General features: G+C 70.1%; 21 protein-coding genes and 1 tRNA gene. 11 read left to right on the top strand and 11 right to left on the bottom strand.

Annotation, left to right across the window (positions count from 1 at the left end; all coding sequences use genetic code 11):
* The first annotated feature begins 12 nt into the window (after positions 1-12).
* Complete coding sequence (locus OU415_RS16020; protein WP_270949574.1) at positions 13-537, top strand: putative immunity protein; 525 nt, start codon at positions 13-15, stop codon at positions 535-537.
* Between the two features lie 62 nt (positions 538-599).
* Here the strand turns inward: OU415_RS16020 and OU415_RS16025 are convergent, their stop codons facing one another.
* Positions 600-1,898, bottom strand: coding sequence for an MFS transporter (locus OU415_RS16025; protein ID WP_270949575.1), 1,299 nt, complete (start codon positions 1,896-1,898; stop codon positions 600-602).
* A 21-nt stretch (positions 1,899-1,919) separates the two neighbouring features.
* The gene (locus OU415_RS16030; protein ID WP_270949576.1) at positions 1,920-3,110 is read right to left on the bottom strand and encodes a M20 metallopeptidase family protein; all 1,191 of its coding nucleotides are present in this window, start codon (positions 3,108-3,110) and stop codon (positions 1,920-1,922) included.
* A 107-nt stretch (positions 3,111-3,217) separates the two neighbouring features.
* On the opposite strand from OU415_RS16030, the gene OU415_RS16035 reads away from it, so the two are divergent.
* Positions 3,218-4,264, top strand: coding sequence for an Lrp/AsnC family transcriptional regulator (locus tag OU415_RS16035; RefSeq protein WP_270949577.1), 1,047 nt, complete (start codon positions 3,218-3,220; stop codon positions 4,262-4,264).
* Here the strand turns inward: OU415_RS16035 and OU415_RS16040 are convergent.
* Complete coding sequence (locus tag OU415_RS16040) at positions 4,261-5,448, bottom strand: cytochrome P450 (RefSeq protein WP_408641857.1); 1,188 nt, start codon at positions 5,446-5,448, stop codon at positions 4,261-4,263. The two genes, OU415_RS16035 and OU415_RS16040, sit on opposite strands and share 4 nt — an antisense overlap.
* A gap of 153 nt (positions 5,449-5,601) precedes the next feature.
* Here OU415_RS16040 and OU415_RS16045 point away from each other — a divergent pair, with 153 nt between their 5' ends.
* The gene (locus OU415_RS16045; protein ID WP_270949579.1) at positions 5,602-8,721 is read left to right on the top strand and encodes a BTAD domain-containing putative transcriptional regulator; all 3,120 of its coding nucleotides are present in this window, start codon (positions 5,602-5,604) and stop codon (positions 8,719-8,721) included.
* A 117-nt stretch (positions 8,722-8,838) separates the two neighbouring features.
* Positions 8,839-10,080 carry a hypothetical protein gene (locus tag OU415_RS16050; protein WP_270949581.1) on the top strand — a complete coding sequence of 414 codons (1,242 nt, stop codon included), beginning with the start codon at positions 8,839-8,841 and terminating at the stop codon, positions 10,078-10,080.
* A gap of 6 nt (positions 10,081-10,086) precedes the next feature.
* Here the strand turns inward: OU415_RS16050 and OU415_RS16055 are convergent, their stop codons facing one another.
* Together OU415_RS16055 and OU415_RS16060 are read right to left on the bottom strand one after the other, a co-directional pair.
* Positions 10,087-10,959 (bottom strand): DUF1266 domain-containing protein, encoded by an 873-nt coding sequence (locus OU415_RS16055; protein WP_270949583.1) that lies wholly within the window; start codon positions 10,957-10,959, stop codon positions 10,087-10,089.
* A gap of 844 nt (positions 10,960-11,803) precedes the next feature.
* A tRNA-Ala gene (locus OU415_RS16060) sits at positions 11,804-11,876 on the bottom strand.
* Between the two features lie 150 nt (positions 11,877-12,026).
* Between OU415_RS16060 and OU415_RS16065 the strand changes: the two genes are divergently transcribed.
* On the top strand, positions 12,027-13,367 hold the full coding sequence (locus OU415_RS16065; protein WP_270949584.1) for a phenylacetate--CoA ligase family protein: 1,341 nt from the start codon (positions 12,027-12,029) through the stop codon (positions 13,365-13,367).
* Here OU415_RS16065 and OU415_RS16070 read toward each other — a convergent pair whose 3' ends face one another.
* From OU415_RS16070 to OU415_RS16085, 4 genes are all read right to left on the bottom strand, one after another.
* Complete coding sequence (locus OU415_RS16070) at positions 13,368-14,708, bottom strand: NAD(P)/FAD-dependent oxidoreductase (RefSeq protein WP_270949585.1); 1,341 nt, start codon at positions 14,706-14,708, stop codon at positions 13,368-13,370.
* A complete protein-coding gene (locus OU415_RS16075) occupies positions 14,701-14,940 on the bottom strand; it encodes a DUF6158 family protein (RefSeq protein ID WP_270949586.1) in 240 nt (79 codons plus the stop codon). Before OU415_RS16075 ends, OU415_RS16070 begins: the two co-directional genes overlap by 8 nt.
* 177 nt (positions 14,941-15,117) lie before the next feature.
* Positions 15,118-16,371 (bottom strand): MFS transporter, encoded by a 1,254-nt coding sequence (locus OU415_RS16080; protein WP_270949587.1) that lies wholly within the window; start codon positions 16,369-16,371, stop codon positions 15,118-15,120.
* 471 nt (positions 16,372-16,842) lie between these two features.
* Complete coding sequence (locus tag OU415_RS16085) at positions 16,843-17,664, bottom strand: GNAT family N-acetyltransferase (protein WP_270949588.1); 822 nt, start codon at positions 17,662-17,664, stop codon at positions 16,843-16,845.
* Positions 17,665-17,809: 145 nt separating this feature from the next.
* On the opposite strand from OU415_RS16085, the gene OU415_RS16090 reads away from it, so the two are divergent.
* Entirely contained in the window at positions 17,810-19,459 is a 1,650-nt protein-coding gene (locus OU415_RS16090; protein WP_270949590.1) for a DUF885 domain-containing protein, read from the top strand.
* Between the two features lie 127 nt (positions 19,460-19,586).
* Positions 19,587-21,542 (top strand): UvrD-helicase domain-containing protein, encoded by a 1,956-nt coding sequence (locus OU415_RS16095; protein ID WP_270949592.1) that lies wholly within the window; start codon positions 19,587-19,589, stop codon positions 21,540-21,542.
* On the opposite strand, the gene OU415_RS16100 is transcribed toward OU415_RS16095, so the two are convergent.
* Positions 21,532-22,191: a TetR/AcrR family transcriptional regulator C-terminal domain-containing protein gene (locus tag OU415_RS16100; RefSeq protein ID WP_270949593.1), complete on the bottom strand. Its 660-nt coding sequence runs from the start codon at positions 22,189-22,191 to the stop codon at positions 21,532-21,534. The two genes, OU415_RS16095 and OU415_RS16100, sit on opposite strands and share 11 nt — an antisense overlap.
* Positions 22,192-22,284: 93 nt before the next feature.
* Between OU415_RS16100 and OU415_RS16105 the strand changes: the two genes are divergently transcribed.
* A complete protein-coding gene (locus OU415_RS16105) occupies positions 22,285-22,728 on the top strand; it encodes a hypothetical protein (RefSeq protein ID WP_270949594.1) in 444 nt (147 codons plus the stop codon).
* Between the two features lie 48 nt (positions 22,729-22,776).
* On the opposite strand, the gene OU415_RS16110 is transcribed toward OU415_RS16105, so the two are convergent.
* Positions 22,777-23,274 (bottom strand): Lrp/AsnC family transcriptional regulator, encoded by a 498-nt coding sequence (locus tag OU415_RS16110; protein WP_270949596.1) that lies wholly within the window; start codon positions 23,272-23,274, stop codon positions 22,777-22,779.
* Between the two features lie 62 nt (positions 23,275-23,336).
* Between OU415_RS16110 and OU415_RS16115 the strand changes: the two genes are divergently transcribed.
* The 3 genes from OU415_RS16115 to OU415_RS16125 all read left to right on the top strand — a co-directional run bounded on the left by OU415_RS16115 (position 23,337) and on the right by OU415_RS16125 (position 25,863).
* On the top strand, positions 23,337-24,242 hold the full coding sequence (locus OU415_RS16115; RefSeq protein WP_270949597.1) for an EamA family transporter: 906 nt from the start codon (positions 23,337-23,339) through the stop codon (positions 24,240-24,242).
* An 82-nt stretch (positions 24,243-24,324) separates the two neighbouring features.
* A complete protein-coding gene (locus OU415_RS16120) occupies positions 24,325-25,140 on the top strand; it encodes a class I SAM-dependent methyltransferase (protein ID WP_270949598.1) in 816 nt (271 codons plus the stop codon).
* 60 nt (positions 25,141-25,200) lie between these two features.
* Positions 25,201-25,863: a hypothetical protein gene (locus tag OU415_RS16125; protein WP_270949599.1), complete on the top strand. Its 663-nt coding sequence runs from the start codon at positions 25,201-25,203 to the stop codon at positions 25,861-25,863.
* Positions 25,864-26,030 lie beyond the last annotated feature (167 nt).

A 26,030-nucleotide genomic window follows, 5' to 3' on the forward strand; every position in this document is an offset into this window, starting at 1 on the left:
CAAGATGGGGGCATGGGCAGCGAAATCGTTCTGAGCGTGCAGGATCTTCGTGCTGTTACCGGCTTTGCCGCGGAGTGCGCGGAGAGGGCTCTCGGGATCTTCGAGGCTGATCTGCCGGACGACACGCGGCCTCGGGACGCGATCGGTGCGGCGTGGGAGTTCGCCCGGGGCGGCGAGCGGGGCAAGGCCCTGCGCGACGTGGCTTGGGCAGCGCTCAAAGCCGCCAAGTGCACGAACAGCGCGGCCGCGCGCGAAGCGGCGTGGGCAGCGATGGCCGCGGCAGGCGCCGCCTACCTGCATCCGCTGGCCAAAGCCACCCAGGTCAAGCACATCCTCGGGTCGGCGGCCCACGCAGCCAGGGCAGCCGAACTCGTCGCCGACGACGATCAAACCGTCGGTGCCGAGCACATCGAACGAACAGCCCAGCTTGCCACGCCCGACGTCGTCGACGTGCTCAAGCGCTTCCCCCAGGCCCCGTCCGGCGGCGGCCGGATCGGCGAGCTGATCCGCACCCTGGACGCCCGCCTCCGCCCCTGAACCGCACTCGTGAGCGGCGATGGTTGTTAGAACCACCATCGCCGCTCACGAGAGCTGGACCGTCAGGTCAGGTCGACGTCCTTGGTTTCCGGCATTCCGCGGACCACCAGGACCGCGAGCAGCAGGAGGGCCACCGTGTAGGTCAGGAAGACGCTGCCCGCTCCGGCTTTGGTGAGCCAGGTCTGCAGGTACGGGGCGCTGCCTCCGCAGGCCGCGACCGCTATCGCGTACGGGATCGCGACGCCGGTGGTGCGGACGTGCGTCGGGAACATCTCCGCGTACACCGCGGGCAGGATCGCCGAGGCCGGGGCCATGAACAGCATCGCGATGAACATCGCCGCCGCCAGCTGCCACACCTGGTCCTGCACCAGCCAGTTCAGCGGGAACGTCAGGACCGCGCCGCCGATGAAGGCGAACTGCAGGACCGGTTTTCGGCCGATCTTGTCGGACAGGGCGCCGAAGAACGGCAGCGCGCAGATGAACACCACGTTCGCGGCCACCGCCACCCACAGCGTCGCCGACGGGTCGAACCCCTTGACGCTGATCGCCTGCGCGGGCGCCGCGACGAACCACGTGTAGTAGACGACCGTGCCGCCCAGCGTCAGGCCGATCACCTTCAGGCACGCGATCCGGTTCTGCCAGAACGCCTGCCACAGCGAGATCTTCGTCCGAGCGGCGTCGTCGTGCTCGAACGCTTCGGTCTCGGCCAGCCGCATCCGCATCACCAGCGCGTAGACGCCGATGATCCCGCCGACCACGAACGGGATCCGCCATCCCCACGCCGCCAGCTCGGCCGGGACCAGCGCGGACGCCAGCACCGCGCCGAGGGCCGTGCCGACCGTGATGCCGATGGTGCCGGACACGTAGATCAAGCTCGACCAGCGACCGCGGCGCCCGGGCGGCGCCATCTCCGACACGTACGTCTGGGCGGCCGGCAGCTCACCGCCGTGCGCGAGGCCTTGGCCCAGCCGGGCCAGGAGCAGCAGGAGCGACGCCCCGATCCCGATGGTGTCGTAGGTCGGTGCGATCCCGATGACCAGGCTGCCCCCGGCCGCCATCGCGATCGAGGCGACCATCGCCGTCCGCCGGCCCTTGCGGTCGCCGAGCCAGCCGAAGAACAGTCCGCCCAGCGGGCGCATCAGGAATCCCACCGCGAAGATGGCCAAAGTGGACAGAAGTGCCGAAGTGGCGTCGCTCTTCGGGAAGAACTGGGAAGCGAAGAACGGCGCGAACACCGCGTAGACGTTCCAGTCGTACCACTCGAGCGCGTTGCCGATGCCGGTGCCGAAAACGGTGCGCCAGCGACCCGCACCGGCCCGCGCGGGCGCGTCGACCTGCGTCGACTGCGAGATGTCAGTCACGAGAACCTCCCTGGCGGCACGTCAGACCGCGAGTCGGCGGAGGGCGAGCTCGGCGTACAGCGCGGCGCCGTCGCCCAGCACCCCGTCGTCGAAGAGCGCCAGCGGCGAGTGGTTGTACGGGGCGTTCTCGAGGTCCTGCCCGGGCGGGCCGGCGCCGAGGAACGCGAACGCACCGGGCACCTCCTCCAGCACTCGGGAGAAGTCCTCGGAGCCGGTGACCGGCTGCGGACCCCAGGTGAACCGCTCCTCGCCGTGCACCTCGCGCACCACGTCGGCCAGGAACTCGGCCTCGGTGTCGTCGTTCACCGTGACCGGGTACTGCTCGACGAACTCGACGTCGATGTCCAGGCCGTGGGCTTCGGCGATCCCCCGGCAGACGCGGACCGCCCCGTCCTTGACGCGGGCGTGCGCGGCCCTCGAGAACGACCGCACCGTGGCGTCGAAGCGCGCCTCGTCCGGGATGACGTTGCTGGTCGTGCCCGCGTGAAAGGAGCCGACCGTGATCACCACCGGGTCGAACGGGTCGAAGGAGCGCGTGATGAACGTCTGCAGCGCGTTGACCATCTCGCACGCGGCCGGGATCGGGTCCTTCGCCTTGAACGGCGCAGAGCCGTGCCCGCCCGCGCCCCGCACCGCCACCTGCAGGACGTTCGACGCCGCCATCACCGGCCCGCGCCGCGTGGTGAACATGCCGTTGCCGAACATCGCCGACGACACGTGCAGCGCGTAGGCGGCGACCGGCCGGGAACCCGCGGCGTCGAGCACGCCCTCGGCGATCATGTGCCCGGCGCCGTCGAAGCCCTCCTCGCCCGGCTGGAACATCAGCACCACGTCACCGGCGAGTTCGTCCTTCCTGGCCGACAGGAGGTGCCCGGCGCCGACGAGCATCGCGGTGTGCAGATCGTGCCCGCAGGCGTGCATCCGCCCGTCCGCGCGGGACGAGTAGTCCACCCCGGTGCGCTCGGTGACCGGCAGCGCGTCCATGTCGCCGCGCAGCAGCACCGTCGGCCCGGGCCGACCGCCGCGCAGGACCCCGGTCACCGACGACAGGCGGTCGCCGGTCGTGATCTCCAGCGGCAGCCCGTCCAGCGCCGCCAGCACCTTCTCCTGCGTCCGCGGCAGGTCCAGGCCTATCTCCGGCTCGGCGTGCAGGTCCCTCCGCAGCTGGACAAGGTCACCGTGCAGGCTTCGGGAATCGTCTCGGACCGACAACGAAGGCCTCCTCGTCGACTGGCTCCACACCACCGATCTCCGGTGGGTTCGAGCCATAATGAGCAGCCCCCGCACCGCCCCCTCCCGAACCGCAGGATTTTTTCGCGATGCCCGATGATTTGCAGAAATCTGCGCCGCTCTGCGAACTCGACCTCCGGTTGATCAACACGCTGCAGATCGACCCGCGAGCCCCGTGGAAGCGGATCGCCCAAGCCCTCGAGATCGATCCCGTGACCGCGGCCCGGCACTGGCAGCGGCTGACCGATTCCGGCGCCGCCTGGATCACCGCGCAGCTGAGCTGCCGCGCCGGTCAGCTGTGCCGCGCGTTCGTCGAGCTGGACTGCGAAGCCGGTCGCGCCCTCGAGGTGGCCGCGGTCCTCGCGGACTGGCCGCACGTGCTGACCATCGAGCACACCAGCGGCGACCGGGACCTGCTGCTCACCATCGCGGTGCCCGATCTGGCCGCGCTGTCCCGGTACGCGCAGGAGTCGATGGGTGCGGTCCCCGGCGTGCTCGCGACCCGGATCCACCTGGTCAGCCACGTCCACGCGCAGGGCTGCGACTGGCAGCTGGGCACCCTCGACGCCGACCAGCGCGGCCAGCTCGGCACCGGCGACCGCAACCGCCAGGCTTCGCGCGGCCGCGAGCTCACCGAACTCGACAAGCAGCTGATCAGGCACCTGGGCGCGGACGGCCGGCGGTCGTTGACCGCGCTCGCCGACGACGTCGGGCTCAGCATCAGCACCGTCCGCCGTCGCCTCGACGACCTCCTGACCAGCAAGGACCTCATCCTGCGCTGCGAGATCGCGCAGTCGCTGTCGGGCTGGCCGGTGACCACCTGGCTCTGGGGCCAGGTGCCCGCCGACGACCGCGAGGTCGTCCCGGCGCTGCTGCGCGCGGTCCCCGAGATCCGCGCCTGCGCGAGCCTGACCGGTTCGAAGGCGAACCTGTGCATCAGCGTCTGGACCCGCTCGCTGGAGGACACCCGCGCCCTGGAATCCCGCGTGGCCCGACTGGTCCCGCAGTTCGCCGTCCTCGACCGGACCGTGGTCCTGCGCTTCGTCAAACGCATGGGCCGGGTCCTCGACCCCCTCGGCCGGACCACCCGGGTCGTCCCGATGGACATCTGGGCGGATCCGGTCGCAACCCGCTAGCGCCCCGGCGTCCAGGTGACCGGCAGTTCGTGGACGCCGTAGATGTTCATGTCGGTCCTGAGCTTCACCTCCTCGGCGGGGATGGCGAGTTCGAGGGTCGGGAAACGGCGCAGCAGCGCGTCGAAACCGGCGCGCATCTCGATGCGGGCCAGCTGCTGGCCGAGGCATTGGTGGATGCCGTGGCCGAAGGACAGGTGTCCGCGCGCCTTGCGGTGGACGTCCAGGGTGTCGGGGTCGTCGAAGCGGTGGGGGTCGCGGTTGGCGGCCAGCAGCGAGACGACGACGGTCGCCCCTTCGCGGATCGTCTCGCCGCCGAGCTCGATGTCCTCCGTGGCATAGCGGTAGAAGATGTCCGCGACGGACAGGTAACGCATGAGCTCCTCGACGGCACCGGGCATCAGGTCCGGGTCGGCGCGCAGTTCGGCCAGCTGCTCGGGGTGTTCCAGGAGCGCGAAGGCGCCCAGCGACAGCATGTTGGCGGTCGTCTCATGGCCCGCGAGCAGCAGCAGGAAGGCGATGCCGGTCAGCTCGTCGACGGTGAGGTCGTCCTGGCGGGCCAGGTCGGACAGGATGTCCTCGCCGGGGGCCGCGCGCTTGCTCGTGACCAGTTCGGCGAGGTAGGCGTTCAGCGCACCGTAGGCGGCCATCTTCTCGTCGATCGGCTGGTCCTTGACCATGAACTTGGCGGAGTTGGCCTGGAAGTCCGCCCGGTCCGCGTAGGGGACGCCGAGCAGTTCGCAGATCACCAGCGAGGGAACCGGCAGCGCGAACGCCTCGACCAGGTCGACCGGCGGGGTGCGGCGCGCCAGTTCGTCCAGCTGCCGCTCGGCGATGTCGGTGATGTGCTCCTCGAGCACCTTCATCCGCTTGACGGTGAAGGCGCCGGTGAGCTTGCGCCGCAGCCGGGTGTGGTCCGGCGGGTCCATGGCGATGAACACGCCCGGCAGTTGCGGGGACGGTTCGGTGCTGGTGGGCATGCCGGGGATCTCGTACGGCACGTGGAGGACGCCGATGTCCTGCCGCGAGCTGAACCGGGTGTCGGCCATGAGCCGGCGGACCGCGTCGTAGCCGGTGACGAGCCAGCCCTCGTGGCCGTCGGGGAAGATCATGGGGCTGACCGGGCGGTGCTCGCGCAGCCGGCTGATCTCGCGGGGCGGGTCGAAGGGGCCCGCATCGCGCGTCATGGGCAGTCCGTGCGGGGTGGAAACCGTTTCGCTCACCGGTTTTCCTCTCTCGTCCGTGGTTGCGACCACGTTCGCCGACGGACCTGACACGCGGCTGACACGGCTCTGACGTTCCGGCCTTCTGCGGAACGGCGCCGTGGCAGGATCGACCGGGTGCAGATCGGGATGCTCGGTCCATTCGAGGTTCGCGCTGATGACGGCGTCCTGGCCGACGTCTCGGGCGACCGGTTGCGCGGCCTGCTGATCGCCCTCGCGCTCGAACCGGGTCGGGTGGTCCCGAAAGCGGCGCTCGTCGACTGGATCTGGGGCGAGCACCCGCCCGCCGATGCGGCGAATGCCTTGCAGCGGTTGGTTTCCCGGCTGCGGAAGGCGCTACCGGGCGGAGCCGTCGAAGGCCGTCCGAACGGCTACCTGTTGGCCGTGGAACCAGACTCCGTCGACGCCGTGCGGTTCGAACGCCTCGCAGATCAGGCGCGCGACGATCCGCAGCGGTTGCACGAGGCGCTCGCGTTGTGGCGCGGTGCGGCCATGCAGGACGTCGTTCTGCCGGACAGCGCGGCGTTCAACGCGGCGGTCAACCGGCTCGAAGGGCTGCGCCTGAATGCCGTGGAGGACCGGTTCGACGCGGAGATCAGCCTCGGCCGCAGCGCGGGGGTGATCGCGGAACTGACCGATTCGGCAGCAGCGCACCCGACGCGAGAACGTCTTGCCGCTGCGCTGATGCGCGCTCTCGTCGCGACCGGCCGCGATTCCGAGGCGCTGCTCGTCTACGAGCGCACGAGGGAGGCTCTGGCCGACGCACTGGGCGTCGACCCCTCGCCCGAGCTGTCCGCGCTGCACGTCGCGCTGCTGCGGGGCGAATTGGGGCGGCGGGACGAGAACCGGAAGACCAACCTGCGCGCCGAGCTGACCAGCTACGTCGGCAAGGAAGCCGATGTCGAGGCGGTCCGCGAACTCGTCGCCGAACATCGGCTCACCACCTTGATCGGGCCGGGTGGCTCGGGGAAGACAAGGCTGGCCGCGGAATCCGCGCGCGCGATGCTCGACGACCTGCCGGACGGGGCCTGGCTGGTCGAACTCGCCGCCCTCGACACGGACGCTGACGTGGCGCAAGCGGCGCTGGCCGCGCTCGGACTGCGGGACGCCCTGCTCAGCGGGGCACCGGACGCCGGACCGGCGGACCGGCTCGTCGCAGCGATCCGCGACCGCGAAGCGCTGCTGGTCCTGGACAACTGCGAGCACCTGATCGAGTCGGCGGCGGTGTTCGCGCATCGCGTGCTCGGCGAGTGCCGGCGGCTGCGCGTCCTGGCGACGAGCCGGGAACCGCTCGGCATCACCGGTGAGGCGCTGTGGCCGGTCGCGCCACTGGCCTTGCCCGGACCGGACGCGGGACCGGACGAGATCGAGTCCGCACCGGCTGTCCAGCTGCTGCGGGACCGTGCTGGCGCGGTGCGCAGCGATCTCGCGGTCGACGTCCCCGCGCTGTCGACGATGGCGCGCGTCTGCCGGGCGCTGGACGGGATACCGCTGGCGATCGAACTGGCCGCGGCCAGGCTGCGCACCATGTCCCTCGATCAGCTCGCCAACCGGCTCGACGACCGGTTCCGCCTGCTGACCAGCGGAAGCCGCACCGCGTTGCCGCGGCACAGGACGCTGCGCGCGGTGGTCGACTGGAGCTGGGAACTGCTCACCGACGCCGAACGCACGGTCCTGCGCAGGCTCTCGGTGTTCTCCGGCGGGGCGGGTCTGGAGGCGGCCGAGCGGGTTTGCGCCGGTGATGCGGTCGAGCCGGATCAGGTGCTGGAGCTGCTGACGGCGCTGGCCGAGAAGTCGTTGCTGATCGCCGAAGGGGACGGCGAGCCGCGATACCGGATGATCGGCACGATCCAGGAGTACGCCGGAAACCGGCTCGCGGAAGCGGGGGAATCGCGCCTCGCCCGCCGCACGCATCTCGCGTACTTCACCGAACTCGCCGAAACCGCGGAACCGCACCTCCGCCGCGCGGAGCAACTCGAATGGCTCGCCACGCTCGAGGCCGAGCACGACAACATCGGTTCCGCAATGCGCGGCGCCCTCGCGGCAGGAGAGGCCCCCGAAGCGATGCGGCTCGCAGCGGGCGCCGGCTGGTACTGGTGGCTCGCCGGTCACAAGTCCGAAGGAATCGAGCTGATCACCGCGGCCGCCAGCGCTCCAGGCGAAGTGGCCGACGAGATCCGGGCCACGGTGTGCGCGCTCGCAGTGCAGTTCGTGAACTCCGGCCCGAGCGACGAACGCCAAGCGGAGGACTGGATCCACCAGGCGTACCGGCTCAGCGATCGGGGCCGGTCCCGCTACCACCCGCTGCTGGGCTTCGTCGCCCCGCTGGAACGCATGCTGCGCGCCCCGGACGTCCGCGCGTTCGAACCGCTGCTGGACGACGAAGACCCCTGGGCACGCGCCCTGGCCCGATTCCACCTCGGCAAGATGCGGATCGCGCTCGGCGAGCCCGGCCAGGAAGCGGACGAGCACCTCGAAACGGCGCTCACCGAGTTCCGCGCGATCGGCGAACGCTTCGGCATCTCCCTGGCCCTGAGCGAACTGGCCGACCGGATCGCGACCCGCGGCGACTTCGCCACCGCCTGCGACCACTACGACCAAGCAATCGCGGTGATCGCTGAAATCGGTGCCACCGACGACATCATCCGAATGCGCGCCCGACAAGCCCAACTGCACTGGCTCCTGGGCGACGAGAACGCCAGCGAAGCCGCCATGTCCGAAGCACAGCGCTGCGCGAACCGGGTCACCTGGCCGGACGCCCTGGCAGAACTAGCCCTGGCAAAGGCAGAACTGGCCCGCTGGCAAGGAAAAGCGGAGGAATCCCACCACCAACTCGACGTCGCGACAACCGTGCTGGGCGACGAAGCGGAACGCCCGATCATCCGCGCGATGACGAACCACCTCCGCGCCTACCTCACCAACGACCTCGCCGAAGCCCGCGAACACCACACGGCGGCCTACCGAGCAGCATCCGAAGCGGCCTACGCCCCCACGATCGCCCAAATCCTCATCGGCCTGGCAGATCTGGCTCTCCGAACCCAGAACCACGAACAAGCAACCCGCCTCCTCTCGGCGAGCGCGACGGTCCGCGGCCTGGTCGACCACTCCCAACCAGACGTCCCCCGAATCAACCAAGCAGCGCAAAAAGCCCTCGGCGAAACGAGTTTCACCAAAGCAACCCGAGAAGGCGCCCAAGCGAACTGGCAAGACCTCGCCGAGAACACCCTCGCTCTCTGAGGCCCCCGAAGAACCGCGCCAAACGGAAATTCCCGGTGAGTGCTCGGTTTTCGCGAACGCCGCGGGTGGCGGGCCGTTACGATCTTGTTCACCGTCGCGCGCTCGGCTGGGGGACAGATGGACGACAGCGCTGTGTCCGCGGACCAGGTCGTCCGGGACTGGCTGGACACCGACTACGGACGATCGCTGCGGGACGGTCTGCCGCCGATGCGGGGTTTCTCCCGGAAACGGGTGGTCGAACGGATTGCCGCAGCGTATTGCCGGGATGCCGCCCACGCCGGGCACTGGTGGAGCTTGGCCAAGAACCAGCTGTTCGGCGTGGTGCTGATGTTCTGCGTGGCGTCGGTGCTGGCGTGGCGGGTCAACGAGATGGTGGGGCACTCGTCGCCGACCGTCGTGCTGACCACGGCCTCGATCTTCGCCGGTTTCATCCTCGCCTGCGGCGCCACGCTGCTGGCCACGGCGCGCCGCTGGGGCGTGGACACCCGAACGTTCTACCTGGAGGGCAAGTTCGCGCTGGCCTGGGTGCCGAGGCGGGCGGCCACCGTGTTCCTCGCCCTCGCCTGCGCCGGCTGGCCGGTTTACGCAGCCGTGTACCACCAACCCTATTTCTGGCTGCCGTACTCGCCCCTCGAGGACCTGGCAGCGCTGGCGGCTTCCTTCCTGGTGACCGGCCCCATGTGGCTGCAGCGGATCAATGCGAGCACTCGCGAACAACGCCGCGTGCTGGGCCGCCCGCAGCCGCTCGATCTCACCGCGTGCCAGCTGGCAACCGTGGCCGTGCTGGTGCGGAAGTGCGCGAGCGGACCGGTCAACCGCCGCCTGCTGCGAAGGGCGAGCGCCGGTCTGGAGCGGGCCGCGCGCACCGCGGAAACCTTCTCCGTGCACCAGGTTCCCCTGCTGGACAGGGCCTCTCGACGGGAGGCCCGACGCGAGGGCATGCGCCTAGCAGCGACGATCCGCGCGCAGAAGGCACCGATGGCCAGAGGCACCAGCAGCGAGCTCGACCAGGTCGGCCGAGCCCTGTCCGCCTGGCTCGGCACCTGGGCGAAGGGCGACATCGACGCGCTGCTCCAGAACTCCCCGGAGGTGACCCCGGCAGACCGCCTGCGCCCCCTGCTCCGCCACCTGTTCTGGGCGCTGGTGCTCGCCGCACTGGGCTTCCTGGTCCGAATCCCCGCCCTCCACGTCTCCGACGAGGTAGCGGGAAACGCTCAGCTCATCCTGTGGGGCTCAGCGGCGATAACCCTGCTGAGCGGAGTGGTACCACCCCCACCCCCGGTAACGGCAGCCCTGGACAAGGTCCTGGCCCCGATCCAAAAACCCCAACCCCCGGACCAGCAGAACAACCGGTCGTGAGTTCCGTCAGTCGTCGTTGAACGGGATGTTGCGCCAGGGGCTGGACGGTTCGTTCAGCAGGATCCGCTGCGCTGCGACCACGGGGTGGTAGAACTCGCCGTACGCCTCCTCGTCGAACCGCAGCACCCGGCCGAGGATGTAGCCGGCCGAGAAGTCCGCCCACGTGCGGTGCGCTTTCCGGCTCAACTCGCCCGCTTCGAGGATCGCCTGCTCGGCCTCGGCGGAGGTCAGGTACCGGGCGCTCAGTCCGAACCGGGCGAAGTTGACCGCCCGGCCGTAGTCGTACGCCAGCGTCGACGTGATCCGGCCGTCCGGCGGCAACACGCCGTCGGCGCGGAAACGCGCTTCGTACCGCAGGATTCGCCCGATCAGCTCCTGGATGGCGGGGATCCCGCAGGGGTCGTTGCCGTGCGCCAGGAACTGGTCGGCGCTGATCTTCCGCCACGCCTCCGCGTCGTCCTGCGTGCCTGGCCACCGCTGCGCCATCGCCTCGCGAACGCCGAGCAGGAATTCGATCTCCGCCGGGCTGTTCATGCCTCGCAGGAGGAAGGACAACTGCTCGAGGCAACCGTCCCGGTCGGTGACGCCCCACGCGTCGCGCAGCACCAGCACGTCTTCCGCGTAGTGGTCGTAGCTGTCGCCGATGTCGTTCCAGATCACCTTGTTGTGCGTGGCGAGGAGGGCGCCGCACGCCAGGCCGTGCGCGAGCGGACCGCGGAGCGGCCCGGTGTACTTGGTGCGCAGGATCGCGTCCGCGCCGGCCCGCGGGGTGCTTTCCTTCAGGGATTTCCAGTGCTTGCGCTGCTTGTGGACGTTCGGGAAGTGCGCTTCCGTCGGTGTCCCCGGATTGACCACCACACCGCGCCACTCCGCCAGCATCGCGTCGACCTTCCACAACGGGAGTTCGACCGGGTGCGCACCACGTCCGGGCGCGCCGGGAGCAGCTCCCCTCTGGTGTACACGGGGAGGAGCTTCCGACCATCCGCCCTGCGGAGGTACTGCCAGTGCGGCAGCTGCAGCTTGCTGCTGTCGATCTGCGCCTTGGACGAATAGCTGAAGATCTCGTTGCCGAGCAGAACCTGGAGATAACCGTCCCAGTCACCACGAACCTTCGCGGCGTACAGCGCACGTTCGACGTCGGTCGGTAACGGCGAACCCCCAGGCCCGGCCCCGCCAGCCCCAGCAATCATGTCCACCACAACGGCGAACATTATCAAGCCCACCGAAGCCAACCACCGCAAAGGACGACCGCAGCAGATCCATTCACCGGACAGGCGAACAAAGAATTTCCGCGCAAAACCTCACCCCGAAGTTCTTAAGCCCCCACCCCGGGACAACGTGCGGAAACGCCCCCAAGGCGACGAGTCATCGATCAAACGACCCCACCCGTTGACCAGGCCGGGAACGCTCCCCAGGCACCGATTCACCGAGAAGCCACCACCGCTCCGTGGGGGCCCGCGGGGGCTCGGCCCCCGCGACAGATACGCGAAACGTAAATGGCGAGTGCTCAACGAGCACTCGCCACCTATACGTGGAGGTTGGGGGGCTTACTCGAACACAGAACCGCTGGTCGATGAGCAGGCCGGGAACGCTCCCCAACGCCAGGAGCCGACGGAAGCCGACCACCGCACTGTAGGGGGCTTGGGGGAGTCGCTCCCCCAAAATCATGACGGAGAGATAAAGCGAAACGCCCTGCGTAAGCAGGGCGTTTCCAATCTTGAAGTGGAGCTGACGGGATTCGAACCCGTGACCCCTTGACTGCCAGTCAAGTGCGCTACCAGCTGCGCCACAGCCCCTTGTTCTTTTGTTCCGAGGTGTTCGGTTCGTTTTTCCGTCCCGCTCATCTCGTGTGCCATAACAGTACAACACCTCTCGGGGGGCGTTTTCAGGGGGGTACCCCTAGTTGGATCTACCCCTTCTGACCTGGGGCTGGTACACCGAGAGTCGTGGCAACGGCACAGGGCGTCAGGCCGCCGCTGGTGGCTCCTGAAGTCGAGGGGGCTGCGCCGGAGCGGCGGCGCGAGTTGCAGGAGCGGCGGTTGCGCCGGTTGGTGGACCGGTTGCTGGCCGCTGGTGGGGTTCAGGCCGGGCGGCTGCGGGATTGCGGGGTGGGGCGGGGCGCTGATGTTTCGCTCGACGACTTGCACCGGTTGCCGTTCTCGTCGCGGCAGGACTTCTGGGACCACTACCCGTTCGGTTTGCGTTCGGCGGCTGCTGAGGACGTCGTGTGCGTGCACGGGTCGTCGGGGACGCAGGGGCGGCAGACGCTGGTCGCCTACACCGCGCACGACGTGGACGTGTGGACCCGGGTGATGGCTCGTGCGCTGGGTGGGGCTGGTGTGACTCGGCGCAGTTTCGTGCACTGCGCCTACGGGTACGGGATGTTCACCGGTGGGCTCGGGGTGCACCACGGGGCGACTCGGCTCGGGGCCACCGTGCTGCCGGTGTCGAGCGGGGCCACCGATCGGCAGCTGCGGTTGTTGCTGGACCTGCGGCCGGACGTGCTGTGCTGCACCCCTTCGTACGCCGTCTACCTCGGCGAGGCGTTCGCTTCGACCGGGATCACCGCCGAGCAGCTGTCGTTGCGGGTCGGGGTGTTCGGGGCGGAGCCCTGGACCGAGGAGATGCGGCAGGGCGTGGAGCGGTTGCTGGGGTTGCGGGCGCTCAACATCTACGGGCTCACCGAGATCATCGGGCCCGGTGTGGCGTGCGAGTCGCTGGATTCCGGCGGGTTGTTGAACATCGCCGAGGACCACTTCTTCCCCGAGGTCGTGGGTCCGGACGGGCAGCCGCTGGCCGACGGGCAGCCCGGTGAGCTGGTGTTCACCACGCTCACCAAGACCGGCACTCCCCTGCTGCGCTACCGCACCGGCGACGTCGCCGCGCTGCACGGGCCGGCCTCCGGGTCGGCGCGGACGCTGCGGCGGATGAGCCGGGTGCTGGGGCGCACCGACGACATGCTGATCATCCGCGGGGTCAACGTGTTCCCGTCGGAGGTCGAGGCCGTGCTGCTGGCCGATCCGCGGGTCTCGCCGCACTACTTGATCGTCGAGGACCGGCGCGACCGGTCGCGGCCCGAGCTGCGGATCGCCGTCGAACCCCGGGATCCGCACGGCGACGTGGAAGGGCTGGAGCGCGATCTCACGGTTGCGCTGCACGCCCGGCTGGGGCTCGGCTGCATCGTGCGGGTGCTGCCGCCCGATCACATCCCGCGCTCCGAGACCGGCAAGGCGAGGCGGCTGGTGCGCTGGGACTACGGCGTCGCACCGATCCCCGGGCTGGAGTGACTAGCCCGCCGCGCGGCCGTTGGGGCCTGGCAGGCCTCGGGTGTTGGCCGCTTTGACGAACTCCGCCCGGGGGTCGTGGAGCTCGCCGAGGGCGACGACCTGGCGGCGGAACGGCATCTCCAGCAGCCAGTCGCCGAGGATGCGCGCCTTGTGCGACGCGGTCGGCATCTTCGCCAGGTGGTAGGTGCGGTGCAGCAGCCAGGCCGGGAAGCCCTTGAGCTTGATCCCGTAGACCTCCGCCGCGCCCTGGAACAGGCCCAGGCCGGCGACCGATCCGGCGTAGCGGTGCTTGTAGTTGGCCAGCGGTTCGCCGCGCAGCAGCGCCGTGATGTTGTCCGCGAGGACCTTGGCCTGGCGCACCGCGTGCTGCGCCGACGGGCTGCACAGGGCGTCCGGGTCGCTGCTGGTCAGGTCGGGGACGGCGGAGCAGTCACCGGCCGCGAACACGTCGTGGGTGCCGCGGACCTGCAGCTTCGCCGTGCACTCCAGGCGGCCCTTGGTGTCGCGCGGGAGGTCGCTGTCCTCCAGCATCGGGTGCGGTTTGACGCCCGCGGTCCACACCACGGTGTCTGTGTCGAACTCGTCGCCGTCGGAGAGCACCGCGTGACCGTCCACGAAGGACTTGGCCGTGGTGTTCAGCTTGACCTCGATGCCGCGTTCTTCCAGCCGCTGCCGGGTGTACTCGCTCATCGGCGGGCTGACCTCGGGCATGATCCGGCCCATCGCCTCGACCAGCACCCAGCGCATCTCCCGCGGGTCGATCGGCGGGTAGCTGCGGATCGCGTCGCGGGCCATGCTCTCCAGCTCGGCCATCGCTTCGATGCCCGCGTACCCGCCGCCGACGAACACGAACGTCAGCAGCCGGCGCCGCAGCTCCTCGTCGCGCGTGCTGGCCGCGATGTCCAACCTGGACAGGACGTGGTTGCGCAGGTAGATCGCCTCGCCGATGGTCTTGAACCCGACGCCCCGCTCGGCCAGGCCCGGAATCGGCAGCGCGCGCGAGATCGAGCCGGGGACCACGACCAGCACGTCGTAGCCGAAGTGCTCGACCTTGCCGTCGCCGAGCGTCGCGGTCAGCTCGTGGTTGGCGTGGTCGATGCTCGACACCTGCGCGGTCATCACCCGGCACTTGCGCAGCGCCTCGCGCAGCGGGACCACCACGTGCCGGGGTTCCAGCGATCCGGCCGCCGCTTCCGGCAGGAACGGCTGGTAGGTCATGTGCGGCTGGGTGTCGATCACGGTGACCTGCGCTTCGCCGGCTCGCAGCTTCTTCTGCAGCCGCAGCGCCAGGGTCAGCCCGACGTGGCCACCGCCGATGATCACGATGCGCGGCTCAGGCATGCTGCGGCTCCCCCCTCGCTCCGGACCGGGTGCGCCGCGGGTCGACCGCGCGTTCGGGGTGGCGGCGCAGGTACTCCTGCTCGAGCTCGAAGGTGCGCGCCGTGTGCTCGCGCAGCGAGTCGGCCGAGCCGTGCAGGAAGGTCTCGTGGCGGGTCCGGTGCAGGTGGCGCAGTTCCTGCAGCAGCAGGTCCTCGGTCAGCTCGTGGCCGGGGATCCCGGTCGTCGTGCTCATGTCGTCCTCCCGCTTCGGCAGGCAGGCGAAACCGGCGCGTCAGGTCAACGCCGGGATACCCGGCGGCCGGTCACCGGACACCTGCTCGGGTGTCCAGACTGCGACCGGCAGCGCCGGGCGGCGACTCGAAAACCTTCTGTCTGAAGTGCTCGTTCCGCGCGGGTCGAAGGCGAGCGCTCAGGCGGCGTCGTCGGCCAGCTGGGGAGCGGGTTTGTCCGCCGGGCGGGTTTCCGGGGCTCCGGCCCAGGCCAGCAGGCCGAGCACCGCGGTGAAGCCGGTGACGGCGAAGGCCGCTCGGTAGGAGAGCGTGTCGGCGAGGACCCCGGCGACCAGCGGGCCGAGGATCGCGCCGAAGTCGGCCGACATCTGGAACGACGCCAGCACCGGACCGCCCTTGCCCTTCGCGCCGATGATGTCGGCGACCGCGGCGTTCTGGGCGGGGTTGAGGATGCCCGCGCCCATGCCCGCGATCAGCGAGGCGACGAGGAACCACGGGACGGAGTCGGAGAAGCCCAGGGACGCGGTGGCGAGACCGGAGACCGCGAGCCCGACGAGGACCAGCGGTTTGCGGCCGCGCTGGTCGGCGATCCGGCCCGACAGCAGCAGCACCGCGGCGTTGCCGACCGCGAACACCGACAGCGCCACGCCCGCCATGGACTCGGTGGAGCGCAGGGCTTCGACCACGAACAGCGGCACCAGCGCGATGCGGACGCCGAAGACGGCCCAGCCGTTGCTGAAGTTGGACAGCAGCGCGGCGCGGTAGGTGCGGTGGCGCAGGGCTTGGCGCACCGTCAGCACCGGTGCCTCGCCGGTGTCGGTCTGCGGCGCCGCCAGCTCCGACTTGCGCAGCATCAGCCAGCCGATGAACGCGGCGGCGAACAGCGCGATGCCGTAGGTGACGAACGGCAGCCGCAGCGAGTAGCCGATCATGACGCCGCCGATGATCGGCCCGGAGACGTTGCCGAGCAGGAAGCTCGTCGCCCACACCCCGGACGCCCGGCCGCGCAGGTGCAGCGGCGACAGGCGGACCAGCAGCGCGACCGCGGACACGGTGAACATCGTCGAGCCGATGCCGCCGAGGGCGCGGAAGATCAGCAGCTGCCAGTAGGACGCGGCGAACGCGCAGGCGGCGGTGCTCACCCCGACGATCGTGATGCCCAGGACGTAGATCGAGCGCTCGCCGAAGAACGACACGAGTCGTCCGCTGACCGGTGCGAAGGCCAGGCGCATCATGGCGAACGCGCTGATCACGAAGGATGCGGCGGTGACGCCGACGTCGAAGCTGGTGGCGAAGGTCGGCAGCGCCGGGGCGACGATGCCCATCCCCACCGCGACGATGAAGCCGCCGGTGACCAGGATCCAGATCTCCCGCGGCAAGGAACCGATGCCGGTGCCCTCGGTGTTCTCCGCCGTTGCCGAGCTGCTCGACACCGTCGCCCTCCCATGCTTAGCCGAACTAAACGAATAGCCCGGAGCATGCCCGGGTCGGTCCGGCTACCCGAACCCCCACCGCCGGAGCTTTATTCCGCCGAAGACCGAAGATGTGACGATCCGCCCACCTGGATCGAGCAACCCGTGGCGCACGGGCGTCCCTTTCCGCAGGTGGGGACCCGTGAGTACTTTGGGTTGCTATAGCGCCCCAAAGTACTCACGGGTCCTGACCAGCCGAAATGCCGGTCAAAGCCTGTCGCTGATCCTGGTTCTTGATCTTTTGCTTGGATTCGCCGCCAGGCGAATAGCCCGCCCTCGGCGCTTGCACCGCCGCGGGTTCTCAGCGTTCGCCTGGCGAGGACGGCCCGACTGCCGTGTATTGGCATACATAAAGTCGGGCACCCGGAGTCCAGGCGGGCGCTGAGGTTCCGCTACCCGCACCGCCACGCAAAACGACCACCGGAGACAGGTTCAGAGGAGGTCGTCGATTCGGCGGGCGTAGGCCGTGACTCCGTAGACCACGTCGAAGCCGCAGGCTTCGGCGAAGCGCTCCGCCGTGCCTCCTTCTTCGCTCTGGGCCGCGACCATCAGGGCGCCGCGTTCGCGGAGTTCGTCGATGACGTCGGCGACCAGTTCGCGGCCGATGCCCCGGCGGCGTCGGCCGGGGCGCACGATCACCTGCTCGACCAGGCCGACGCGGCGTTCGATGAACCCTTGGGCGAAGCCCGCGATGCGGTCGGCGTCCGGGTCGTCCACGACTCGCAGGACGCTGCGCGGTTCGTCGATGCGGTGGCCCAGGTTGCGCAGCAGTCGCCGCTCGCCCTCTTCGGAGAGACCGGCGTCGTCGGCGATCAGGTCGACGATGCCGGGCAGGTCGCGGTCCTCGGCCGGTCGCGCCAGGCCGCGGGGGTCCTGCCGGACCCGGTGCAGCAGCGCGACGAGCTCCTCCACCGCGCGCCATCCGGCGTCGTCGGCGATGCCCTCGATCTCCGCGACGGTGGTCGGCGAGGCGAACACGACGGCCTCGGCGTGGCCGGCGTCGGCGAAGACCTGCTCCAGTTCCAGCAGGGTTCCGGCGACCTCGGCGAGCGTCCCCCACAGCGCGCAGGCGTGGTTGGCGGCGGGCAGCGGGTTGTCCTGGTTGAGCACGACCGTGGCGGCACCGACCCTGGTGCGCAGCCCGTAGCGCACGACGGCAGAAGCGAGCCGCGCGGTCTCGACCAGCCCGGCGAGATCGCGAGCTTGCCTCGGGTCGAGCAGTGCCTCGTCGTCCGGGTCGTGCAGTGGATCCACGCGTTCATTGTCCCCGCTTCGCAGCGACCGTCCGCCAGGCCCGGGCGGATGAAGTCAACGGCCCGTCCACCTCGCTCTACGGGACGAACGGTCCGTTCGCTCAGCAGCGGCGCAGTAGCGGTCGACTGGGGCAACATGGGTGGGTGTGAGCACTCCCACAGAACTCGCCGATGAACTGCTGGACGTCATTTTCGAGTCGAACCCGGTCAGCGCTTCGCTGTACGGGGTCCGGACCTGGGACGACCGGCTGCCCGACATCTCCGCCGCGGGTGAGCTGGCGCTCCGGGAGCGCGCCGAGGACATCCGGGTGCGCGCGATGGCGGTGGACACCTCGCACGCCGATCTGGAGCAGCGGCTGACCATCGCGGCCGTGGTGCACCACGCGCAGGCCGTGGTCGCCCGGTTCGACGCCCGGTCCCCCGAGTACACCGTGGTCGGGAGCTTGTTCGCGCCGGTGGCCGGGCTGCTGTTCCACCTCGGGCAGGTGTCGGTCGCGGATGCGGGGCAGGGCGCGGATTTCGTGCAGCGCCTGCGCAAGCTCCCCGAGTTCATCGCGGCCACCGCGCAACGGCACCGCGAGGGTGTCGCGACCGGCCGGGTTCCGGTGCGGGTGCTGGTCGAGGACGCGGTCCGCCACCTCGGCGACTACCTGGCCAATCCGGACCCGCTGCTCGTTCCCGAGCTGCACGACCCGGCGCTGGAGCAGGAGCGCAAGCGCGTGCTGGCCGAGGAGGTCCACCCGGCGCTGCGCGAGTACCGGGAGTTCCTCGCCATCGAGATCGCCCCGCACTCGCGCCCGGCGGACCGGCCGGGACTGGGTTGGATCCCTGGCGGCCACGACGCCTACCACTGGCTCGTGCGCGCCAACACCAGCACCGACCGCACCCCGCAGGACCTGCACGACACCGGCCGGGCCCGGATCGCCGCGCTGCGCGGGGAGCTCTCCGAGCTCGGCGGGCGGGTCTGGGACGAACGCGATCCGGACGCGGTGCTGCACCGGCTGCGCACCGATCCCGCACTGCGCTGGCGGGACGGCGAGGAGCTCCTGACCTCCGCCCGCAACGCGATCGCGCGCGCGGAATCGGCTGCGCCGCAGTGGTTCGCGACGCTGCCCGACCAGCCGTGCGAGGTGCGCGCGATTCCGGGCCCCACCACGGACAGCACGCCGATCGGCTTCTACAACGCCCCGGCCCTGGACGGTTCGCACCCGGGCGTCTACTTCGCCAACACCGAACGCGCCGAGGAGCGCCAGCGCTTCAACTCCGAGGTGATCGCGTTCCACGAGGTCGTGCCCGGCCACCACATGCAGATCAGCTTGGCGCAGCTGCGCACCGAGCTGCCGATGCTGCGTCGGCTGATCTCGATCACCGCCTACGCCGAGGGCTGGGGCCTCTACACCGAGCGGCTGGCCGACGAGATGGGCCTGTACTCCGACGACCTGGCCCGGCTGGGCATGGTCGCACAGGACCTGCTGCGGGCTGCGCGGCTGGTGGTCGACACCGGGCTGCACGAGTTCGGCTGGAGCAGGCAGCGCGCCGTGGACTACCTGCGGGAGCAGACCATCCTGCCGCAGCTGGAGGTCGACTCCGAGATCGACCGCTACATCTCCTACCCGGCGCAGGCCCTGTCGTACCTGGTGGGGAAGTTGGAGATCGAGCGGGTCCGGGCCGCCGCGCAGCAGCGGCTCGGCGCCGATTTCGACATCCGCCGCTTCCACGACGCGATCTTGCGCCACGGCGCCCTACCGATGTCCACATTGGACCTGCTGGTCGCCGAGGAGCTCCCCCGGCGGTGATTTCCGCGCCTGCGACATCCAGGTGATGAGCTGCGCACACGCCCGAAACCGACACTCAACGCACTACTGTCGATACCGAGCGTGGTCGGCTCCGCCGGCGACGGTTCCAGTGGAGACAGGAGGCGCCGTGACCGGGACTTTCCACCACCGCCAGGAACGTCTGCGCCGCGAAGCCGAAGCCGAGCTGGCCGGTCGGCTGCTGCCGCCCTGGCACCACCGGGTCCTGCAGCGGTTCGGGGTCGAGCAGGACAGCGGCTGGTACCCGCTGCTCAACCAGTTCGCCCCGCACACCCCGGCCAACCGCCCGGACGCGGTGCTCGTGGGCCCGCAGGGCGTGCTGGTCGTCCTGCTCCGGGAGGCCGAACCGGAGTGGGAGGACGCCCGGGCGGCGTTCGTCTGGGCGGCGGAGCTGCTGGCCGGCGCGTCGACCGACGCGGGCGCGGTGACCGAGGCGGTGATCCGCGCGGTGGTGGTGCACCCGGCCGATCACCGCGGCCGCAAGGGCCACACCGGCGAGCACCTGGCCATCACCGAGGCCGAGCTGGACCGGGTGCTGCGGCACGGCGAACGGCTGCTGAAACCCGCTGAGGCGCTGAACATCGCGCGGCACCTGGACAGCAGGACCTTCGACCTGGCCCCGTTCATGTGGAACTCGCAGCGCATCCCGGGACAGCGCATCCCCGGGCAGGTCGGCGAATCCGCCCTGATCGGGACGCGGGACCTGCGCCGCGAGCGGGTCGAGCGGGCGCTGGAGCGGCCGTTCCGGGACTGGCGGATCTTCCTGGACGACACGCAGCTCGGCGCGGTGCGGCGCCGCTACTCCGGACCGGCGCGGATCACCGGCCCGGCGGGCACCGGCAAGTCGGTACTGGCCCTGCACCGGTTGGCCTACCTCTCCCGCCGCACGACCGGGAAGCTGCTGTTCACCACGCACTTGCGCAACCTGCCGCTGATCGCCGCCGAGCAGTTCCGCTCGCTGGCCCCGCACCTGGTCCAGCGCATCGAGTTCACCCACCTGCACTCCTGGGCGCGGGACTTCCTGGACCAGCGCGGACGCGCCGCCGACGTCGACGAGCAGAAGGTGGAGCAGGCCTTCGACGCGGTGTGGCAGCGCTCGGAGCTGACCGGGCCGCTGCGCGGGTTCCGCAACTCGCGCAGCTACTGGAAGGACGAGATCAACCGGGTCATCAAGGGTCGCGGGATCCGCACGCTGGACACCTATCGAACGGTTCCGCGCAAGGGCCGCGGCCAGCCGCTGCCGGCCGAACTCCGCGCCCGCGCCTGGCAGCTCTACTGCGAGTACGAGCGCGAGCTGTCCGAACGGGACGCCTTCGACCACAACGACGTGCTGATGCGCGCGCTGTCGGAGCTCGACCGCCGGCCGCTGCCCCGCCAGTACGCGGCGGTGGTCGTCGACGAGGTCCAGGACCTGACGTTGATCGGCTTGCGCCTGGTGCACGCGATCAGCGGCGACGGTCCCGATCAGCTGCTGCTCATCGGCGACGGCCAGCAGCAGGTGTACCCCGGCGGCTGGCGGCTGTCCGAGGCCGGGATCTCGTTGCAGGGCAGGGGTGAAGTGCTGCGCCGCAACTACCGGAACCGGGCGTCGATCGTCCAGCAGGCCGGGGAGCTCGACGCGATCAACCGGTTCGACGACCTCGACGGCGGTCCCGCGGTCGCGCTGCGCTCGGCGTTACCGGTCTTACCCGGCGGCGAAGTGGTGCGCTGGGAGGGCGCGGACCAGGAGGAAGCGCTGGTCGCCGCGCTCCGCGAACTCGGCGACACCGCCGACACAGCCGTGCTGACCAGGACGAACAGCGCGGCGCAGCACTGGGACCAGGTGCTGCGCGAGGCCGGTTTCACCGTCCGCTCCCTGGACCGCTGGAACGGCCGCACGTCCGGTCCGATCCACATCGGCACGGTGCACCGGGCCAAGGGCACGGAGTTCCGGGCGGTCTTCCTCCCGGACGAGGGCCTGCAGTTCAACGGCCACCGGGACGAGGTCGAAGCGTCGAACCGCCACCGCCTGGTCGCGCAGACCCGGGCCCGCGACCACCTCTGGATCGCCACCCTCAGCTCGTGATCCGGGCTTGCTCGAAGCCGGCGAGCATCGCGTCGAGCGCGAAGTCGAAGCGCGACTTGGCCCCGGCCTGACTGCTCGCCCCTGCTGCCGCCGCGGCCAGCAGCGGGAACTCGCCGGGGTCCACATCGGACAGATTGCGCACCTGCTCGGAAGCGTCCACGAGCTCCCCTCCGGGACTGGTCGCGGTCACGACGTGCCCGAGGACGAAACCGGTCAGCGAGAACAGCACGTCCAGCCCGACTTCCAGCGTGAACCCCGCGGCGTGCAGGGTCGCCAGCACGCCTTCCACGATCTCCAGGTTGCGCGAGGTCACCGCGGGCCTCGACACCACCAGCGGAATCGCGTTCGGGTGCGCCAGCAGCGCTTCGCGCATGGCGTGCGCGTAGTTCCGCAGATCCGCTTGCCACGAGCCACTGCTGTCCTGCGGCGCGATGACTTCGGCGAACAGCTGCTCCACCAGCCCGTCCAGCAGCGCTTCCTTGTTGGACACGTAGTGGTAGAGCGTCATCGCCTCGACGCCGAGCTCAGCGCCGAGCCGGCGCATCGACAGCACTTCGAGCCCCTCGCGGTCGACGAGGGCCAACGCGGCTCCGAGCACGTCCTGCCTGGTCAGGCCGGCGCGCTGGCCGCGGGTGCGACTGGTGGGCATGCCGCTCCTCACGGGTCGATTGCATTTCTTACACCGTAAGCCTACGGTGGTCGCAGAAACTTACACCGTAAGAATCAACTGGGGAGCTCCACCATGTCCAGCACGGCAACGCCGAAGACGACCCGCGTCCTGCACCTCGGCCTGGCACTCACCGTCCTCGCCGGCCTCGCGCCGCTGATCGACGTCGCGACCGTCGACAGCCTCGGCAACCACGTGCGCAGCGCCTACCCCGACTGGCCGGACGACCTGATCGCGATGGACCGCAACGCCATCGCCGGCTACCTGGCGACCATCGGCGTGCTCGGCATCGCCGGCTGGCTGTGGACGATCGTCGGAGTCCGCAAGCACGCCCGCTGGGTGCGCGTGGTCGGCACGATCATGTTCGCCCTCGGCGCTTCGGCCGCGCTGCTCAACATGTCGCTCTCCGGCGGCGCGTACACCAACGTCATCCCGCCGCTGTACAGCACGCTCGGCGCACTTCCCGCCCTCGCAGGCCTGGCCGCAGTCGTCCTGATCTGGCGCCAACCGCAGCGATGACCCGCGAAGGCCACCCTGCTGCGCGACACCTGCAACGTCCACATCGGACTACGTCGGTGGCAGCGGCAGCGGGCGCGGTGGGACGGGCGTCGAGACGACGATCGAGGTGGTGGTCTGGCCGAACATCAGGAACCGGTCCAGCAGCTCTTCGAGCTCGTCCACCGCACCGGCGTGGATCCGGACCAGGAAGCAGTCCTCGCCCGTGATGCGGTGGCACTCGCTGACGTTCTCCAGTTCTTCGGCGAGCGCCGCCACCTTCGGCAGCTGGCCGGGCGCAGGCCTGATCCGGACGAACGCGCTCACCGGCAGGCCGAGGCTGGCCGGGTCGATCTGCAGCTGGTAGCCGGTGATGACGCCGACGCGCTCCAGCCGCTGGATCCGCTCGGTGACGGCCGGGGCGCTCATGCCGACCCGCCGAGCCAGCTCCGACATGCTCATGCGCGGTGCCTCGCGCAGTTCGCCCAGCAGTCGGATGTTGATCTCGTCCAGCAGCTCGCTCCGGCGGTTGAAGGCCGAACGGCTGTTGCTCCGTTGTTCTCCAGGCATTCCGACTCCTGAACCTTCATCTGGCCATTCCGATCTGGCCTGCACCTTCGAACAATCGTCACATGGCACAACGCACGGCGTCACTGGTCGACAACCGGGGAGCCGACTGGGTCGGCCGGCTGCCCGCACCCGCGTTCTTCGTGACCAGCGCGGTCTTCCACTACCTCGGCCCGTCGCTGGCGGTCCTGCTGTTCGCCCAGGTCGGCCCGCTGGGCGTGACATGGCTGCGGATCGCCGCAGCGGCAGCAGTGTTCGCCGCGTGGCGACGCCCGTGGCGGTTGCTGCGCGGCATGCCCCGCGACCAGCGCTGGGTGCTGCTGGGCCTGGGGCTCGTGCTGGCCGCCATGAACACCGCCTTCTACCTGGCGCTGGCCAGGCTGCCGCTCGCCACGGTCGGGGCGATCGAGTTCTTGGGCACGGTCGTCGTCGCCGCGGCCGGCGCCCGCACCCGGCGCAACATGCTGGCACTGCTGCTGGCGGTGGGTGGCGTCGTCGCGTTGACCGAGCTCCGGCTGGTCGACGAGCCCTGGGGATTCGCGCTGGCCTTCGCCAACTGCGCGGGTTTCGTGCTCTACGTCGTCCTCGGGCACCGGATCGCGAACACCGGAGCCGCGAGCTGGAGCGGGATCGACCGGCTGGGCATGGCCATGATCGTCGCCGCGGTGGCGATCAGCCCGTTCGGCCTCGCCGACGCCGCGAGCGCGTTCACCCATCCGCTGTGGATGTTGTGGGGAATCGGCGTCGGCGTGTGCTCCTCGGTGATCCCGTACGTGTGCGACCAGCTGGCCATGGCCCGGCTGCCGCGCGCCTCGTTCGCCCTCATGCTCGCCCTGCTGCCCGCGGTCGCCACCGCGATGGGCCTGCTCCTGCTCGCCCAGGTCCCGACCTGGCAGGACCTGCTCGGCATCGGCCTCGTCATCGCGGGCGTCGCCCTCCACCAACGCCCCGACACCAATTTCAAGCATTAGTGTGGAAATGCTTGCCCGGTGTCGATCAGCGGTGGATAGTGGCTGGTCGAACCGGCCGGATGGACGCACTGGGGGCGTGGACATGTCGGAGACCCACGAGTACATCGTGAACGACCGCGATTTCGAGGAACGGCGGCTGCTGGAGCAGAGCGTGGTCCTCGACCCGCTGACGCGCCGCCTGTTCGACGCCGCCGGCCTGGAGCCGGGGATGCGGGTGCTGGATCTCGGTAGCGGAGCGGGCAACGTGGCGCGGCTCGCCGCCGACATCGTCGGGCCGGAAGGCAGCGTCATCGGGGTCGAACGCGATCCGGACGCCGTCCAGCGCGCCCAGCGCCTGGTGGACGCGGCGGGCTACACCAACATCGAGTTCCGCGAGGGCGACGTTCAGGAGCTGGACGTCGTCGACGGCGTTTTCGACGCTGTGGTGGGCCGCCTGGTGTTGCTGTTCCTCCCCGACCCGGCCGAGGCGCTGCGCCGAGCACTGCCGCTGCTGCGCCCGGGCGGCGTGCTGTGCATGCAGGAACCGGACCTCACCTACTCGTGGACCAGCGTCGATTCGCCGCTCTGGCGCCAGGTCCGCGGCTGGGTCATGGACACGCTCACCGCGGTCGGCGCGGACATGAAGATGGGCCTGTCCCTGTTCGCCACGTTCCGCGAAGCAGGCGCCCCGGATCCGCTGTTGCGCATGGAAGCGGTGGCCGGAGGCGGCGCGAACGCCCCGGCGTTCGGCTGGGCGAACGTGGTCGAGGGGATCCTGCCCCTGATGGAACGCCTCGGCATCGCCAAAACCGAAGAGGTAGAGCCGAAAACCCTGACCACCCGCCTCCTCGCGGAGATCGCCGACGAGAACGGAACGGTGGTCGGCCCCTTCCTCTACGGCGCCTGGGCCACCAAGTAGATCTCAGGGTTTTCTCGGGGAGAGCACTGGATCCGCCGCGCCTGTGCGTGCCGGATTCTCGTGGTCGTGGCGAAGTCGAGTTCTCAGCGGTGGCGGCAGACCGTCGTGTGGCTGCACGTGATCACTTCGGTCGGTTGGATGGCCCAGGCGCTGGTGCTCTTCACCCTGCTGGCAACGGGTTTCGCCAGCGACGATCCGGCGGTCCGCGTCGGCGCGACGTCGATGGCGCACGTGGTGGACGTGCGGCTGCTCGGCCCGTTCGCGAACGCCGCCGCGTTCACCGGGTTCATGCTCGCCGCGTCCACGGCCTGGGGGTTCTTCCGCAACTGGTGGGTGCTGGTGAAGTTCGCGATCACCGTCGTCCAGCTCTACGCCGGGATCTTCCTCCTCTCCGGCGCACTGCAGGACTCCGTCACCTCGGCCAGCGCAACAGCCCCGCCGCTGGCCCTGCTGCTCGGCACGGCCCTGATGGCCTCGGCGATCGCCTTCCAGGCATGGCTGTCGATCGCCAAGCCCTGGCCCCGCACCCCGTGGGCGACACCCCAAAAGCCGCCGACGGCCTCGAACCGCGTCTTCGCCGCAGCGATCGCCGCCCCGCTGATCGACATCGCCACCGGCATCGTCCTCGGCTTCCCCTCCCCGCTCTGCCAACTCGTCGTGCTCACCGCCCACCTCATCCGCCGCCAACGCGCGCTCCAGCCGCGAGCGGTCATCAACACATAGCAGTGCTGCGCACTCCTCCCCAGAACCCGGGCCAGCTCCCCGCTCATCTGAGCACCGGTAACCACAGTTTCAATTGAAACTGCAATCCCCAGGCACGAGGGACCACAGTTTCAATTGAAACTGCATACCCGGGCGTGTCGGGACCCCGGCGTGGGGGGGGCGGGGGG

The sequence above is a fragment of the Saccharopolyspora oryzae genome (assembly GCF_027853915.1).
Classification (GTDB): domain Bacteria; phylum Actinomycetota; class Actinomycetes; order Mycobacteriales; family Pseudonocardiaceae; genus Saccharopolyspora; species Saccharopolyspora oryzae.

What these genes read in the sequence shown, in the direction of transcription:
- OU415_RS16020 (WP_270949574.1), top strand. Translation starts at nt 13, where the DNA reads ATGGGCAGCGAAATCGTTCTGAGCGTGCAGGATCTTCGTGCTGTTACC.
- OU415_RS16035 (WP_270949577.1), top strand. Translation starts at nt 3,218, where the DNA reads ATGCCCGATGATTTGCAGAAATCTGCGCCGCTCTGCGAACTCGACCTC.
- OU415_RS16040 (WP_408641857.1), bottom strand. Translation starts at nt 5,448, where the DNA reads ATGACGCGCGATGCGGGCCCCTTCGACCCGCCCCGCGAGATCAGCCGG.
- OU415_RS16050 (WP_270949581.1), top strand. Translation starts at nt 8,839, where the DNA reads ATGGACGACAGCGCTGTGTCCGCGGACCAGGTCGTCCGGGACTGGCTG.
- OU415_RS16055 (WP_270949583.1), bottom strand. Translation starts at nt 10,959, where the DNA reads ATGCTGGCGGAGTGGCGCGGTGTGGTGGTCAATCCGGGGACACCGACG.
- OU415_RS16070 (WP_270949585.1), bottom strand. Translation starts at nt 14,708, where the DNA reads ATGCCTGAGCCGCGCATCGTGATCATCGGCGGTGGCCACGTCGGGCTG.
- OU415_RS16075 (WP_270949586.1), bottom strand. Translation starts at nt 14,940, where the DNA reads ATGAGCACGACGACCGGGATCCCCGGCCACGAGCTGACCGAGGACCTG.
- OU415_RS16100 (WP_270949593.1), bottom strand. Translation starts at nt 22,191, where the DNA reads ATGCCCACCAGTCGCACCCGCGGCCAGCGCGCCGGCCTGACCAGGCAG.
- OU415_RS16105 (WP_270949594.1), top strand. Translation starts at nt 22,285, where the DNA reads ATGTCCAGCACGGCAACGCCGAAGACGACCCGCGTCCTGCACCTCGGC.
- OU415_RS16110 (WP_270949596.1), bottom strand. Translation starts at nt 23,274, where the DNA reads ATGCCTGGAGAACAACGGAGCAACAGCCGTTCGGCCTTCAACCGCCGG.
- OU415_RS16115 (WP_270949597.1), top strand. Translation starts at nt 23,337, where the DNA reads ATGGCACAACGCACGGCGTCACTGGTCGACAACCGGGGAGCCGACTGG.
- OU415_RS16120 (WP_270949598.1), top strand. Translation starts at nt 24,325, where the DNA reads ATGTCGGAGACCCACGAGTACATCGTGAACGACCGCGATTTCGAGGAA.